The sequence below is a fragment of the Ruegeria sp. AP7 genome, from assembly GCF_056539905.1.
Genome location: NZ_JBQFVT010000010.1, coordinates 13,976 through 26,844 on the forward strand (window position 1 = coordinate 13,976; position 12,869 = coordinate 26,844).

Here is a 12,869-nt window from a genome sequence, read left to right on the forward strand (position 1 = left end):
CAAGCAAAATGGTCGCAGGGTGAAAAACGACATTTGTGTCGCCCCTGGTCTTCCCGGGTTCATTTGCGACACGGACTGGTTCATTTTCGACCTCGATATGAAGGAAAATTAACCAATGATTTAAAGGGCTTTCAGAGATACTGAGCATTGCAAAAAACGCATAGGACACATGCAATTTCAGCGCTTGCGCGGCAAGATTGAGATCACTAGATGCCGCTCAGATCGCAAGATCAGAGTTTAACACAAACCAGAAGGAAACAGGATATGGCTGCACTGGACACCACCCGCACCACCACTGGCTCATTCGGCCTCGTCGGCCGTATCGGCGCGACTTTCGCATCGGTTGTAAGCACCGTAGTCGAATGGAATGACGCCCGTGTAACACGCAACGCGCTGAACGGTCTGACCGATCGTGAACTGGCTGATATCGGCTTGTGCCGTGGCGACATCGACGAAGTCGCCGAGGGCCGTTGATAACAAATTGTCACTGCTCCAAATAAGCCCCTACTTCCTCCCTGTGGGGCGAACAGAAACACCGCGTGTCTCAAGACACGCGGTGTTTTTGATTGAGGAGGGCGTTCAAACTTAGGCTAGAACATTACCTTGTTTAATTGGGTGGCGAAGAATGCAGTCACAGGATCGGCTTGCATGATCCATGCACCAGCTTGTTCAACTGCAGTGCCTTGGTGCAAGGCATCCACGCGCGTGTCGTAGGCAGACGGGCCCAGATGGGACAGAAGGAAAGCTTTGAAACCAAAGAAGCCCACCACACACATTAGTAGAACCTTGGCCGGAACTGCCGAGCGCACGCGCTGCGGCTTCATCACCACCAGTCCATCCGACCGCATGGTCGCACGATACCCACGGCTTAGTTTTTGATGCTTTTTGTTCAAGCGCGTAACGCGTTGATCAAATTCCAGTTGTTTTCCAGTCATGGCAGCCTCCAAAAAACCGCCCCCCGATTGCGTCCAATGACGGTAAAAGAAGAATGCGACAAAAACGTGGCGAAAATCCATAAAACTCCCGCAAATGGCCTAGCTTTCGCCCCGTTTGCTTAAGATTAGCGTCGTCCACTCACCAATCTCACTCCCGCGCACCTGATTGAAGCCATTTTGGATATAAACTGTGAGCACATCATCAGCTTGTTCATTGAGGATTCCCGACAGGATTGCGTGTCCGCCTACCCGCAGATTCGCCGATATCTCTGGTGAAAGCGCGACCAGGGGTCCTTTGAGAATGTTCGCAAATATCAGGTCATAAGGCGCATGTTCATTCAGGTCGGGATGATCGAATCCCGCGGCTTCGACACATTTCACGGCTCCTGCCATACCGTTTGCCCTCAAATTGGCCTCGGCCACGTCAACAGCAACCTCATCAATATCACTGGCGATGATATCGCCATCCCAAACCCGAGCCGCGGCCATCGCCAACACGGCAGTACCGCAACCGATATCGGCAACTTTGGTGGCCGCGAAGCCTTCATCCAGAAGAAAGTCCAGAGCTTTGAGACATCCTAAGGTCGTTCCATGATGCCCCGTGCCAAAGGCCATCGCGGCCTCAATCAACAATGGAATACGACCATCGGGCAGCTTGTCTGCGTCGTGGCTGCCATATACAAAAAAACGACCTGCTTCGACCGGGGCCAGTTCGCGACGTACATGTGCAACCCAGTCAGTTTCGGGAAGCTCTGAGACGACGAATGGCTTCGCCTCAAATGCTGCGGCCAAAACGGCCAACGCGGTCTCGTCTGGTGCTTCAGTAAAGTACCCGCCGATCTCCCATAGGCCCGAGCCATCCTCGACCTCAAACACCCCCACACCGGTGGGCTCCGGGTTCAGACGTTCCATCGCCTCGCCCAGACCTTCGGCTGCTACTCTGCCGGTCAGGGTGGTCAGTGCAGTGAATGTGGGCATGGGGGGCCTCCTGTCTCAAGCTGCCCCTGCGCGTAGGGCGGCGCGGCGCCGAGGTCAAGCGCCGGTGACTACTCGGCGGGTGCAGTGGCGTATTTCGACAGGATTGTCTCGTTCCCGGCCTCCGGATGCCGTGGGATCAGAAAAGACAAGCCCAACGACACCATCGCCATCGCAGCGGCAAGACCAAATACGGCGCCCGGTGAAATGACCCAAAGCAGACCCAATAGCGCAGGCAGGAACACCGCCGCGATATGGTTAATGGTAAAGGCAACGGCCGCAGTGGGTGCAATATCTGCCGGATCGGCGATCTTTTGGAAGTATGTTTTCAGTGCCAGTGCCAGCGCAAACAGAACATGATCGATCACATATAATATTGCCGCCAGCAAAACGCCCCATCCGAACCAATAGATACCACCGTAGGCTGCGAATACGATTGCAAGGCCGGTATATTCAAAGATCAGCGTGCGGCGTTCCCCGAATCTGGCAACTGCTTTGCCCAACATCGGCGCTGCGGCCATGTTGATCATCAGGTTGATGAGGTAGAGGCTGGTCAGTTCGTGCACCTCAAACCCGAACTTCTCAACCATCATGAAGCCCGCAAAAACGATGAAAATCTGACGCCGCGCGCCTGCCATGAATTGCAGGGCGTAATACAACCAGTAACGTCTGCGCAGTACGATCTTTTTGGTCTGGGGTGTCGGCGAATCGAACTGCGGAAATGCGATCAGACAAAACAGCGCAAGCAGAACGGTTACGCCGCCAGCAGCCATGAAGACGAAGTTGTAAGACAGATCGAACCGATCCCATGTCAACACGATCAAGCCATAGACCACAGCCGTCGCAGCCGAACCCATCGCAACCAGCCAGCCCAAAATCTGTGGCGCACGATCCTTGGGCAACCACTGCAGTTGCAACGACTGATTCACCGTCTCGTAGTAGTGAAACCCGATTGAGCTGAACAAAGTGACAAACAACAGACCGCCAAGGCTTGGAAACCACGCGGTCACCGCAGTTGCAGCGCCCAGCATCATCAACGAGATCATGGCCAGAACCTGCTCGCGGATGAAGATGATCACTGCGATAACGCCGACGGCCAGAAACCCCGGAATTTCGCGCACCGTGTGCAACAGACCGATATCCGCCCCGTCAAAGTTCGCAACCTCAATGACAAAATTGTTCAGCAACGCACTCCACGCGTTGAACGCAATCGGCATGGTCAACGCCATCACGAACAAGAGCGTCATAGGACGGCGCCAGAGCGGAAGACTCTGCGCCTCAGACAAGGGCATGGGTTTCAGCATGAGGTTGCCTTACGCCGATTTGCACCTTTTGGCGAGTGGAAAGCGGCTGGCGCACAGTGGCTCTGCACTGATGCAGGGGTCAGTAGAAGCTTTGCGGATCGATATCCACGGCCAGGCGGATATCGCCTTTCAACTTCAATGGGGCAATCCAGCGGGCGATGGCGTCCTGAATAGGCGCGCCTTTCGGGGCTTTGACCAAAAGCCGGACGCGGTGACGGCCACGTATGCGCGCGATGGGGGCCGGAGCCGGGCCAAACACCTGCGCCCCGACATCGCGCAGCGGTGCATCGTTGCGCGCCATGGCATTGCCGATATCGAAGACCGGCCCAACCTCGGGGCCCGACAGGACAATCCCGGCCATACGGCCGTAAGGCGGCACCCCAGCGGCCTGACGGCCAGCGGCTTCGGCCTTCCAGAACCCTTCTTCATCGCCCGATAGGATCGCCCGGATCACCGGATGCTCGGGCTGGAAGGTTTGCAGCAATGCCTGCCCCGGTTTATCCGCACGGCCTGCCCGGCCCGCAACCTGCCGCATCAGTTGAAAAGTCCGTTCCGCCGCGCGCAGGTCGGCCCCGTGCAGGCTGAGGTCCGCATCGATCACCCCCACCAGCGTCAGCTTGGGAAAGTTATGCCCCTTGGCCACCAGTTGCGTCCCGATAACGATATCCGCATCGCCCTCGGCAATCTCTTCGATCTTGGCCTTCAAGGCACGGGCCGAACCAAACAGGTCAGAGCTGAGCATAGCGATCTTGGCCTCGGGGAAGGTCGCCTCGGCCTCTTCGGCCAGTCGTTCAATCCCCGGCCCGACCGGTGCCAGCTTGCCCTCGACCCCGCAGGACGGGCAGGTCTCGGGCATCGGCTTGGTCTCACCACATTGGTGGCACATCAGACGTTTGAGGAACCGGTGCTCCACCATCCGCGCATCGCAATGGTCACAGGCAATCTGTTCTCCGCAGGCCCGGCACAGGGTCACCGGTGCATAGCCGCGGCGATTGATGAACAGCAGCGACTGTTCGCCCCGCTCAATCCGCTGCCGTACCGCCTGCCGCAGCGAGGGGGAAATCCAAGTCTCCGCCTGCATCTGTTCAGCCCGCATGTCGATGGGCTTCATCTCGGGCAGGACTGCCGCGCCAAAGCGTGCGGTCAGGTCGAGACGCTCATACTTCCCAGCCTCGGCATTCGCCCAGCTTTCAAGCGACGGCGTCGCGCTGGCCAGAACCACGCGCGCCCCGCAGATGGAGGCCCGTAGCACCGCCATATCGCGCGCGCTGTAATGCACGCCATCTTCCTGTTTGTACGACGTGTCGTGCTCTTCATCGACCACAACCAGCCCCAGATCGCGGAACGGCAGGAACAGCGCCGACCGAGCGCCCACAACCAGCTGAGCATCCCCCTGCCCAACCATCCGCCAGACCCGGCGTCGTTCTGTCATTGTTGCGCCCGAATGCCATTCTGCCGGACGCGCACCGAAACGTGCCTCGACACGGGTCAGAAATTCAGCCGTCAGCGCAATCTCGGGTAGCAGGACCAGAGCCTGCCGCCCCTTGCGCAGCGCCTCGGCCACGGCTTCCAGATAAACCTCGGTTTTGCCCGACCCCGTCACGCCCTTCAGCAGCGTGGTCCCATAGTCACCCGTGCGCTGCCCGGCTTGAAGCCGCGCAACGGCTTTTGCCTGATCCTCGGTCAGGTCTTTCCCCGGCAGATCAGGCTCCAGATAGGGATAGGGCAGATCTCGTGGGCTGTCCTCTTCCCGCACAGCGCCTTGTTTGACCAGTCCTTTGACCACGGAGGAGGTTACACCCGCCTGCTCGGCCAGTTCTTTCAGTGTGAACGCCAGCCCACCGTAATCCCGCAGCACCTCTAGCACCCGTGTCCGGGCGTCTGTCATCCGATCCGGTTCCGCGCCTCCCAGCCGATAAACCTTGCGCATTGACGGCGGTTCACCCAACCCCGGCGCGCGCGTCGCCAGACGCAGCATCGCAGGCATCGGTGTCAGCGTGTAATCAGCTACGCGCCCCAGAAACAGGCGCATTTCCTCGCGCATCGGCGCAACCTCAAGCACCCGGATCACCGACCGCGCCTTGCTCAGATCGAAGCCGCCCCGCCCCGGCCCCCACACCACACCCAACACCTTGCGTGGCCCCAAAGGCACCTCGACAAACGCCCCAAGAAAGCACCCGCCCTCGGGCGCTTTGTAGTCCAACGTCCGGTCCAGCGGTTGCGTGGTCAGCACCGCAACCAGCTCTCCTTCGTCGAAAAATCCGTTAGCGCTCACGGCATATCCTTCGCAGGGGGTTCCAGCATGGGTCTCTTTGAGGTAAAGCCATCCGCGACCAAGGCCAACCCATCAAAGGACTGCCCTCATGAAATTCTTCGTAGACACCGCCGAGATCGACGCCATCGCCGAACTGAACGATCTGGGCATGGTGGACGGCGTAACCACCAACCCCTCGCTGATCCTGAAATCGGGCCGCGACATTCTGGAAGTCACCAAAGAGATCTGTGATCTGGTCGACGGCCCCGTCTCGGCCGAAGTTGTCGCAACCGAAGCCGAGGACATGATCGCCGAAGGCCGCAAGCTGGCAAAGATTGCATCGAACATTGCTGTCAAAGTACCGCTGACATGGGCGGGTTTAAAAACCTGTAAAACGCTGACCGACGAAGGCCAGATGGTCAACGTGACCCTGTGCTTCTCGACCAACCAAGCGATTCTGGCCGCCAAGGCGGGTGCGACCTTCATCTCGCCTTTCATCGGACGCCTTGACGATATCAACCTCGACGGCATGGACCTAATAGCAGATATCCGCCAGGTCTATGACAACTACGGGTTTGAAACCGAAATCCTGGCCGCCTCGATCCGTACCGTGAACCACGTTACCGATAGCGCACGCATCGGGGCCGACGTGATTACCGCTCCTCCGGGTGTCATCAAGAAACTGGCCGACCACCCGCTGACCGACAAAGGTCTGGAAACATTCCTGGCCGACTGGGCCAAAACAGGTCAGAAAATCCTCTGATCCCAAGCGCTGCCGCGCGGTGCTGCCAGGCACCGCGCCCGGCCCAACGGCCAAAGCTGAATTTCAATCAGCGCATGGCTGGCGGGAGCTCCCGCCACAGCAGCGACGAAATTCGCCTTTCGCGTGCATTTTTCCCAAGGCAAATCCGGCAACCCGTGTTATAAGCCCGCCAAAACAAAAAACGACCGGACGGGACATGAGCAGCGATCCTAAACTCAAGGACAATCTCCGCGCCGCGATTCTGGCTGAGCCTGACGCAGTGCTGGATGACAAAGACCTGATGCAAGCCCTTGTGGCGGCAAATGAACAAGCCCGCGGTGACAATGTCGTTGATCTGCGCGGCATCGCCATGCAACGCCTTGAGGCACGGCTCGATCGGCTTGAGGATACCCATCGCTCAGTCATCGCAGCAGCTTACGAAAATCTGGCAGGCACAAATCAGGTGCATCGTGCCATTCTCCGGCTTCTCGAACCCACAGTATTCGAAGATTTTTTGCGCGCGCTTGGCAATGACGTGGCCGAGATCCTGCGCGTCGATCACATCACATTGGTTCTTGAAACGACTATCGTGCGCGACGATCCTGTAGTGAACCAGCTTGGTGGTGTTCTGACCGTGGTCGAGCCCGGATTTATCGACAGCTACCTGACCTCGGACCGCAATGGCCAACCGCGCGAAGTTACGCTGCGCGAAATTCGCTATCCCAATCCTCAAGTCTACGGTGAACAGTCTGATCAACTGCAATCCGAAGCCTGCCTCAAACTTGATCTCGGCGCGGGACGCTTGCCCGGCATGATTGTCATGGGTGCCAACGACCCACGGCATTTCTCACCTCAGCTTGGCACAGATCTTCTTGCCTTCTTTGCCGGTGTCTTTGAACGCTCGATGCGCCACTGGTTGTCATGAGCCTGATCTCCCCAGCCTGCCGCGATGCTTTGCAGCATTGGCTGGACAGTCTGGGGGCGCTCGCTGGGCGATCAGAGAATACGCTCGAGGCCTATCGCGGTGACGTGACCGAATTCCTGTCCTTCATGACCCTGCATCACAGCGAGCGCCAAGGGCTGGCAGCACTTGAACGTATTACCGTCTCGGATATTCGGGCCTGGATGGCGGATCAGCGCAATTCAGACGTCGGCGCGCGATCTCTGGCGCGCAAACTGTCTGCGGTCAAAAACTTCTATCGTTGGCTGGCTGAGCGCGAAGGATTCGAGCCGACCGCTGTCCTGTCCACACGCGCGCCTAAATTTACTAAGAAATTGCCGCGCCCTCTGGCCGAAGACGCAGCCCGCGCCATGATCGAAACTGTCGAGTTGCAATCATCTTCCGATTGGGTTGCCGCCCGGGATGTCGCGGTTGTAACACTCCTATACGGTTGTGGGCTTCGCATTTCCGAGGCACTTTCCCTGACCGGATCGGATGCGCCCCTGCCGGATACTCTGCGCATTTCGGGGAAAGGTGGCAAAGAACGAATCGTGCCGGTTCTTCCGGCCGCTAGGGCAGCGGTTGATCGCTATCTCTGGCTATCTCCGCATCCGCAATCACCTGATGCCCCGCTGTTTCGAGGCGTTCGGAGCGGCCCTCTGAACCCCGGGATCATTCAGGCCGTGGTCGCCAAAGCGCGAATGCAACTTGGCCTACCCGCCACAGCCACCCCGCACGCGATGCGCCACAGCTTTGCTACCCATCTGCTGTCTGCGGGCGGTGACTTACGTGCGATCCAAGAGCTTTTGGGTCACGCCTCGCTTTCGACCACGCAGACCTATACCGCGGTCGACACGGCCCGGTTGATGGAAGTCTACAACCGCACGCACCCAAAAGCCTGAAGCAAAGACCCTTTTGCTTTGCATCTGCGCCTTGCTTCCGTCATGACACCACCATGACACTTAGATTCAAAGCGCTTTCCGTTCATCTCTTCACCGCCACAGGTGCCGTTTTCGCAATGCTCGCCATGTTGGCCGCAGTCGAAGAGAAATGGAGCCTGATGTATCTCTGGCTGGTTGTCTCGTTCATCGTGGACGGAATCGATGGCCCGCTGGCGAGGCACTATCACGTCAAAAAGAACGCACCAGAGTTTGACGGCGTGTTGCTGGATCTGATCATCGACTATCTGACCTATGTGTTCATTCCCGCTTTCGCCTTGTTTAAGTCAGGACTGATGGATGGCTGGACCGGCTGGTTCGCTATCATCGTCATCACCTTTGCCAGCGCGATGTATTTTGCGGATACGCGCATGAAAACAAAGGACAATTCCTTCTCCGGCTTTCCGGGCTGCTGGAACATGTTCGTCATCGTGATCTTCGCTTTGGAGCCCAACTTCTGGGTCATCCTGCTGCTGGTCACCTTGCTGTCAGTCGCAATGTTCCTGCCGCTGAAATTCATTCACCCGGTCCGAACCGAGCGTTGGCGCACCTTGTCCCTGCCGATGGCTTTTGCGTGGACCTTCTTTGCAGGCTGGGCCGCCTGGGTCGACTTTCACCCTGAAAGCTGGGCCCATTGGGGGCTGGTGATCACCAGCCTGTATCTGGTTTCAGCAGGAATTGCGCAGCAAATCATCCCTCCGCGCAAAGCCAGGGATTACAAGACTTCCTGAACCTCAAACTCAGTCCCGTTATGGGTGAACACATCACCTTCTTGCAGTCCGACCATGGCCAGATAGATCGGGCTTTGGGTCGAAATACCCATGTAGGTTTTGCCGTCCACGTCAAACCGAGTCGTTGAGACACATACGACGAAGCGGCGATTGTTGAACTTGATCACCGCGCCGGGCTGCACCGTGTCCGTGAGGCTGAAGTCGGTATTCTCGATCACGTCTATCTTTGCATGATGCGCATGAACGGGCGCGTCAAAGGCAGCGGCCAGATCGGCATTCTCGCGTGATGCTGCAATATCATCCTTGTCATGCCCTTCCCGGTCATCCAGTTGGGAATCCTTCAGAAAGGCATCATAATGCGCCTGTGCGGTTGCCAGTTCCTGTTCTTCCAAAGACATCAAATGATCAACAATGGCTTTCTTACGTACGGCGGGATCTGTCTGGCCGGTCATGCAATTCGGTCCTTCAAATTCACTATTTGATATAGGTTGGGGCCGTGTCGCTCTGAATGCAACAGGTAAGTGCGGATCAGATCAACAGGCTGGCTGCACCTTCGTGACGCAGCAAAGCCACTTTTGTCTCTACTCCACCCTGCCCTGAAAACCCGACCATCTTCCCATCAGCACCCAGAATCCGGTGACAGGGAATGATGATCGGGATGGGATTCCCACCGCATCCCCGCCCAACCGCCTGCGCCGAGTATCCAAGCTCTTCGGCCAACTCGCCGTAGGTGCGCGTATCCCCGAACGGGATGGCATACATCGCATCGCACACGCGACGCTGAAATTCTGACCCCTTGATCCGATAGGACAGATCGAACTGCCGCAAACGCCCTTCGTCATAAGCGCGTAGTTGCGCCGCCGCCTCTTGCAGAACTGGGGTGGCCGGGCCTTCGTCTTGGGCATTCCAAACAAGTCGTGTAATGGCGCCATCGATCTCTTCGACACCAAGGCAACCAAACTGAGTTTCTACGGCGATCATCGGCATAAGAGAACGGTTGCAGATGTTTCGCCACACCTGCAACCCGAATCCTGACGATCCGCCTTTCATCTGGCCAAAAATACCTCGGAGCGCGAGGCAGAGCCTCGCATCAGCGAACTCTCCTACGCGCTCCGTTTGTGTGTCAGCTCAGCGCTTCGTTACAGCGCCCGCACACGCCCGGATGGGCATGCAACCCCACATCGGGCAGGATTTTCCAGCACCGCTGGCATTTGTCGCCCTGGGCCTTTTCGAAGACCACGGCGACGCCTTCGATTTCCGGAACCCGGAACGCCTCGGCGGGGGCCGGATCGCCTGTGACGGCCAGGCCCGAGGTGATGCACATATCATCCACGTCGAAGGATGCCAGCAGATCGCGGGTTTCCTGATCTTCGACATACACGATCGGAGCGGCCTCAAGGCTGGATCCGATCACCTTGTCTTGACGCTGAATTTCCAGCGCTGCGGTCACAGCACGGCGGACACGGCGGACTTTGGCCATGCTGGCTTCCAGTTCTTCATGGCGCCAGTCGATGGGCGTTTCAGGGAAATCGACCAGATGGACCGAGCTGTCATCGGCCGGGAATCGTTCCAGCCAAACCTCTTCCATGGTGAAGACCAGCACCGGGGCCAGCCATGTGGTCAGGCGGTGGAACAGGATATCCAGAACCGTGCGCGCAGCACGGCGGCGCTGGCTGTCGCCGTCACAGTACAACGCGTCCTTGCGGACGTCGAAGTAGAAGGACGACAGATCGACAGTGGCAAAGGTGAACACGGCGCTGAAAACACCCTGGAAGTCGAACGAGGCATAACCCTGGCGCACCTGCTCATCCAGATCAGCCAGACGGCTCAGCACCCAGCGCTCCAGACGTGGCATATCCTCTGGCGCGACGCGGTCGGCTTCGGTGAAATCGGCAAGCGAGCCCAACATGAAGCGCATGGTGTTGCGCAGGCGGCGATAGCTGTCGGCGGTGCCTTTCAGGATTTCCGGCCCGATCCGCTGATCGGCGGTGTAGTCGGTCTGGGCCACCCACAGACGCAGGATATCGGCGCCGTATTGCTTTACGACCTCTTCCGGCACGATGGTGTTGCCCAGCGATTTGGACATCTTGTTGCCTTTGGCATCCAAGGTGAAACCGTGGGTCACCACATTGCGATAGGGCGCACGGCCCTTGGTGCCACATGCCTGCAGCATCGAAGAATGGAACCAGCCGCGGTGCTGGTCAGTACCTTCCATATAAACGTCAGCAATACCGTCCTCGGTCCCGTCCTCACGATCACGCAGAACGAAGGCGTGGGTCGAGCCCGAATCGAACCATACGTCCAGCACGTCGAACACCTGGTCGTACTCGTCCGGGTTGACGATTCCGTCGAGGATCTTTTCTTTGAACCCGTCCGTGTACCAGACATCTGCGCCGTCTTTCTCGAACGCTGCCTTGATACGGGCGTTCAGATCTGCGTTGCGCAACAGGTAATCCGCGTCGGTGGGCAAAGCCCCCTTCTTGGTGAAGCAGGTCAGCGGCACACCCCACGCGCGTTGGCGTGACAGTACCCAGTCCGGGCGCGCCTCGATCATCGAATACAGGCGGTTGCGGCCCGTTTGTGGGGTCCACTTAACCAACTCATCGATAGACCGCAGGGCGCGTTCGCGGATGGTGTCGCCCATCTCTCCCATGCCGTCATCCAGCTTGCGGTCAACCGATGCAAACCACTGCGGCGTGTTGCGATAGATGATCGGAGCCTTTGAGCGCCATGAATGCGGATAGCTGTGCTTGATCTTGCCGCGCGCCAGCAGCCCGCCGACCTCAGCTAGCTTGTCGATGACGGCTTTATTCGCATCACCCTCGCCGCCCTTGCGGGACAGGATGTATTTGCCGCCGAAGAACGGAAGATCAGCGCGGAAAGAGCCATCGTCCATTACGTTATAGGTGATGACCTGTTCCAGCATGCCCAGATCGCGATATAGCTCGAATTCCTCCATACCGTGCGAGGGCGCGCAATGGACAAAACCGGTACCTTCCGTATCGGTCACAAACTCAGCAGCGCGGAAGTCACGGATATCGTCCCATTCGCCGTTGCCGCCTTCAGCCCCGGCCAGCGGGTGGGTTAGCTGGATCTTGGCTAAATCTTCTTGAGTGACATCGCACAGACGGCGGTACATCGAGTCATCCAGCCGCGCACGTGCAAATACGTCCGCCGCACGATCGTCAGCCATCAGGTAACGCTCACCGATCCGCGCCCAGCATTCCTCAGGGCGGCCAGTTACTTCGTAAAGGCCGTACGAGATGTCTTCGCCATAAACTACGGCTTTGTTCGACGGCATTGTCCAAGGTGTGGTGGTCCAGATCACCACATGGGCGTTGTCCAAAGTCACATCGCCGGTGTTCACAACCTTGAATTTCACCCAAATGGTGAAGCTTTCCTTGTCGTGATACTCAACCTCGGCTTCGGCCAGAGCAGTTTTCTCGATGGGCGACCACATTACGGGTTTCGAGCCCTGATAGAGCGTGCCATTCATCAGGAACTTCATGAACTCGTCGGCAATCACGGCTTCGGCGTGATAGTCCATAGTGATGTAGGGATCGGGCCAATTGCCGGTGATGCCCAGACGCTTGAACTCTTCACGTTGGACGTCGATCCAGCCCTCGGCGAACTTGCGGCATTCCTGACGGAAATCGACGATGTTCACCTCGTCTTTGTTCTTGCCCTTCTTGCGGTACTGTTCCTCGATCTTCCATTCGATCGGTAAGCCGTGGCAGTCCCAGCCGGGCACATAACGCGAGTCGAAGCCCATCATCTGATGCGACCGCACGATCATGTCCTTGATGGTCTTGTTCAGCGCGTGACCGATATGCAGATGCCCATTCGCATAGGGGGGGCCATCGTGCAGGGTAAAGGGTTTACGGCCCTCTTTCTCGCGCAGGCGGTCATAGACACCGATCTTTTCCCAGCGCTCCAGCCATGCAGGCTCGCGCTTGGGCAGGCCAGCTCGCATCGGGAATTCGGTCTTGGGCAGGTTCAGCGTGTCTTTGTAGTCAGGTGTTTGGGGTGTGTCGGCGCACATTTGGGGCG

Annotated in this window: 12 protein-coding genes; 5 read left to right on the forward strand and 7 right to left on the reverse strand. The window is 58.0% G+C overall.

Annotated elements, in window-relative coordinates:
• Positions 1-264 precede the first annotated feature (264 nt).
• The gene (locus ACR0KN_RS16365) at positions 265-474 is read left to right on the forward strand and encodes a DUF1127 domain-containing protein (RefSeq protein ID WP_480655027.1); all 210 of its coding nucleotides are present in this window, start codon (positions 265-267) and stop codon (positions 472-474) included.
• A 116-nt stretch (positions 475-590) separates the two neighbouring features.
• Here the strand turns inward: ACR0KN_RS16365 and ACR0KN_RS16370 are convergent, their stop codons facing one another.
• The 4 genes from ACR0KN_RS16370 to ACR0KN_RS16385 form a co-directional block, all read right to left on the reverse strand.
• On the reverse strand, positions 591-935 hold the full coding sequence (locus ACR0KN_RS16370) for a hypothetical protein (RefSeq protein WP_170477760.1): 345 nt from the start codon (positions 933-935) through the stop codon (positions 591-593).
• Positions 936-1,034: 99 nt separating this feature from the next.
• A complete protein-coding gene (locus tag ACR0KN_RS16375) occupies positions 1,035-1,913 on the reverse strand; it encodes a 50S ribosomal protein L11 methyltransferase (protein ID WP_010438128.1) in 879 nt (292 codons plus the stop codon).
• Between the two features lie 68 nt (positions 1,914-1,981).
• Entirely contained in the window at positions 1,982-3,214 is a 1,233-nt protein-coding gene (locus ACR0KN_RS16380) for an MFS transporter (protein ID WP_480655030.1), read from the reverse strand.
• Between the two features lie 79 nt (positions 3,215-3,293).
• Positions 3,294-5,489 (reverse strand): primosomal protein N', encoded by a 2,196-nt coding sequence (locus ACR0KN_RS16385; RefSeq protein WP_480655032.1) that lies wholly within the window; start codon positions 5,487-5,489, stop codon positions 3,294-3,296.
• Between the two features lie 88 nt (positions 5,490-5,577).
• On the opposite strand from ACR0KN_RS16385, the gene fsa reads away from it, so the two are divergent.
• The 4 genes from fsa to ACR0KN_RS16405 all read left to right on the forward strand — a co-directional run bounded on the left by fsa (position 5,578) and on the right by ACR0KN_RS16405 (position 8,819).
• Complete coding sequence (gene fsa / locus ACR0KN_RS16390) at positions 5,578-6,231, forward strand: fructose-6-phosphate aldolase (protein ID WP_480655034.1); 654 nt, start codon at positions 5,578-5,580, stop codon at positions 6,229-6,231.
• A 196-nt stretch (positions 6,232-6,427) separates the two neighbouring features.
• A complete protein-coding gene (locus ACR0KN_RS16395; RefSeq protein WP_480655036.1) occupies positions 6,428-7,135 on the forward strand; it encodes a DUF484 family protein in 708 nt (235 codons plus the stop codon).
• A complete protein-coding gene (locus ACR0KN_RS16400; protein ID WP_480655038.1) occupies positions 7,132-8,052 on the forward strand; it encodes a tyrosine recombinase XerC in 921 nt (306 codons plus the stop codon). The genes ACR0KN_RS16395 and ACR0KN_RS16400 overlap by 4 nt, the downstream gene beginning before the upstream one ends.
• A 53-nt stretch (positions 8,053-8,105) precedes the next feature.
• The gene (locus ACR0KN_RS16405) at positions 8,106-8,819 is read left to right on the forward strand and encodes a CDP-alcohol phosphatidyltransferase family protein (RefSeq protein WP_170397421.1); all 714 of its coding nucleotides are present in this window, start codon (positions 8,106-8,108) and stop codon (positions 8,817-8,819) included.
• On the opposite strand, the gene ACR0KN_RS16410 is transcribed toward ACR0KN_RS16405, so the two are convergent.
• The 3 genes from ACR0KN_RS16410 to ileS form a co-directional block, all read right to left on the reverse strand.
• Positions 8,804-9,271, reverse strand: a complete 468-nt coding sequence (locus ACR0KN_RS16410; protein ID WP_170477383.1) for a hypothetical protein — start codon at positions 9,269-9,271, stop codon at positions 8,804-8,806. The genes ACR0KN_RS16405 and ACR0KN_RS16410 overlap by 16 nt on opposite strands.
• 76 nt (positions 9,272-9,347) lie before the next feature.
• Positions 9,348-9,806, reverse strand: coding sequence for a methylated-DNA--[protein]-cysteine S-methyltransferase (locus ACR0KN_RS16415; RefSeq protein WP_480655040.1), 459 nt, complete (start codon positions 9,804-9,806; stop codon positions 9,348-9,350).
• 136 nt (positions 9,807-9,942) lie between these two features.
• A complete protein-coding gene (gene ileS, locus ACR0KN_RS16420) occupies positions 9,943-12,861 on the reverse strand; it encodes an isoleucine--tRNA ligase (RefSeq protein WP_480655042.1) in 2,919 nt (972 codons plus the stop codon).
• Positions 12,862-12,869: the final 8 nt, after the last annotated feature.

Bases quoted from the DNA above. Each gene is read 5' to 3' on its own strand.
- ACR0KN_RS16365 (WP_480655027.1), top strand. From the start codon at position 265: ATGGCTGCACTGGACACCACCCGCACCACCACTGGCTCATTCGGCCTC.
- ACR0KN_RS16370 (WP_170477760.1), bottom strand. From the start codon at position 935: ATGACTGGAAAACAACTGGAATTTGATCAACGCGTTACGCGCTTGAAC.
- ACR0KN_RS16375 (WP_010438128.1), bottom strand. From the start codon at position 1,913: ATGCCCACATTCACTGCACTGACCACCCTGACCGGCAGAGTAGCAGCC.
- ACR0KN_RS16380 (WP_480655030.1), bottom strand. From the start codon at position 3,214: ATGCTGAAACCCATGCCCTTGTCTGAGGCGCAGAGTCTTCCGCTCTGG.
- fsa (WP_480655034.1), top strand. From the start codon at position 5,578: ATGAAATTCTTCGTAGACACCGCCGAGATCGACGCCATCGCCGAACTG.
- ACR0KN_RS16395 (WP_480655036.1), top strand. From the start codon at position 6,428: ATGAGCAGCGATCCTAAACTCAAGGACAATCTCCGCGCCGCGATTCTG.
- ACR0KN_RS16400 (WP_480655038.1), top strand. From the start codon at position 7,132: ATGAGCCTGATCTCCCCAGCCTGCCGCGATGCTTTGCAGCATTGGCTG.
- ACR0KN_RS16405 (WP_170397421.1), top strand. From the start codon at position 8,106: ATGACACTTAGATTCAAAGCGCTTTCCGTTCATCTCTTCACCGCCACA.
- ACR0KN_RS16410 (WP_170477383.1), bottom strand. From the start codon at position 9,271: ATGACCGGCCAGACAGATCCCGCCGTACGTAAGAAAGCCATTGTTGAT.
- ACR0KN_RS16415 (WP_480655040.1), bottom strand. From the start codon at position 9,806: ATGCCGATGATCGCCGTAGAAACTCAGTTTGGTTGCCTTGGTGTCGAA.
- ileS (WP_480655042.1), bottom strand. From the start codon at position 12,861: ATGTGCGCCGACACACCCCAAACACCTGACTACAAAGACACGCTGAAC.